General features: G+C 65.0%; 2 protein-coding genes. One reads left to right on the top strand and one right to left on the bottom strand.

Annotation, left to right across the window (positions count from 1 at the left end; all coding sequences use genetic code 11):
* Nucleotides 1-162 precede the first annotated feature (162 nt).
* The gene (locus ACH442_RS48000) at nt 163-1062 is read left to right on the top strand and encodes a LysR family transcriptional regulator (RefSeq protein WP_396344921.1); all 900 of its coding nucleotides are present in this window, start codon (nt 163-165) and stop codon (nt 1060-1062) included.
* 204 nt (nt 1063-1266) lie between these two features.
* Here ACH442_RS48000 and ACH442_RS48005 read toward each other — a convergent pair.
* Nucleotides 1267-1476, bottom strand: a 210-nt coding sequence (locus tag ACH442_RS48005) for a hypothetical protein (protein ID WP_396344922.1), incomplete at its 5' end; no start/stop codon positions are given.

Genomic DNA, 1476 nt, shown 5'->3' on the forward strand with positions numbered 1-1476 from the left:
CCACAACGCTTCCGGGCAGAACTTCTCTACATCACCCACACCCGTACAACGAATGACCTTGCGCTACAACAACCCCAAACGAGATGCGGTCTAAGACTGTCCAATGCATGGCACCAACGAATGTGTCGCATGGTTGCCATGCGCTGTGCGAATATCGTGCCCGTGCAAACCGAGCTGTTACGGGTTTTCCGTGAGGTCGCCCATCGCGGGTCGATCACCACCGCTGCTCGCGCCCTCCGTTACACCCAGTCGACGGTGTCGCGACAGATAGCTGCACTTGAACTGGAGTTTGGCGCCCGGCTGCTCGACCGGATGCCACGCGGCATCGCATTGACAGAGGAAGGGCGCGTACTTCTCGGTCACGCCGAGATGATCCTCACCCGGTTGGACGACGCCCGCCGGGACGTGCATGCGATCGCCGACGCGTCTATGGGGCGCCTCCGGGTGGCGGCATTCGCGACCGCCATGGTGACACTCGTGCCCAGGGCCCTTGCCCGCGTCAAGATCACGTTTCCGGCTGTAGAGCTGAGCCTGGTCGAGGGCCTGAGTGCCCGGCTGATCGAGCAACTAGTGACTGACGAGGCCGACGTCGCCGTGATCAGCTGCGCGGCCGACCAGCCCATCAACGATGCCCGCTTGGAGTTGCACCACCTGCTCGACGAACAGCTGCTCGTTGCGCTGCCACTCGGGCACCCGCTTGCCGGCGCCGCTGGCACCGTGGGGCTCGCGGCACTTGCCGACCAGCCATGGGTCGCCGGTGGCATCAGGCCCCAGGAGTCCCTGCTCGCCATCGGCATGCGGCATGGCTTCGAACCACGGATCGACTTCGTGGCCAACGAGTGGTTCGCCAAACTCGGTCTCGTCGCCGCGGGATTCGGGATCACTCTGTTACCCGCACTCGCCGCCCGCGCGGCGCCACCCGACCTTGCTTTACTCGGAGTGGACCCCGACGAAATGCCACCACGCAAGGTGTACGCCGCAACACCGGCCGGCCGGACCCGCTCAGCGCTGACAGAGGCTTTCCTTTCGGCCCTCCGGGCTGAAGTCCAATATCAGCCGTGAATCAGCAAGCGCACTCCTCTGCCGCGAGTTGCGCATACGAGGAGATGTGGGAGTGTCAAGAAAACGGCTCCGGCGCAGAAACGGTGGTTGAGGGGAACTGACCTGTGTGGTTGGTGGGGTGCCGGATCATGGCGCCCGTGCGCTTTGATCAAGACAGTGTCGCGCAGCACGGTCCTACGGGTGCCTGCTGCTCCGCCTCACCGTTCAGCACGCCGTGGGCCATGCCTCTTCGGGGATACCCAGCGGCGGGCGCGCCCAGCTGGCCGGCTCCGAGAAGTCGGGCAGACAGCCGATAAAACGGGCCGGGCCGAGGTTGGCCGGGCTATCGGAGAAGTCGACCAGCGTGCCGTCGAACGCCGCCCGGGCGAACGACACGTTCCCCGCATGGAACGAGGTCTCGCCAAACAACACCCT

It is taken from the genome of Actinoplanes sp. NPDC020271, from assembly GCF_044388125.1.
Lineage (GTDB): Bacteria > Actinomycetota > Actinomycetes > Mycobacteriales > Micromonosporaceae > Actinoplanes.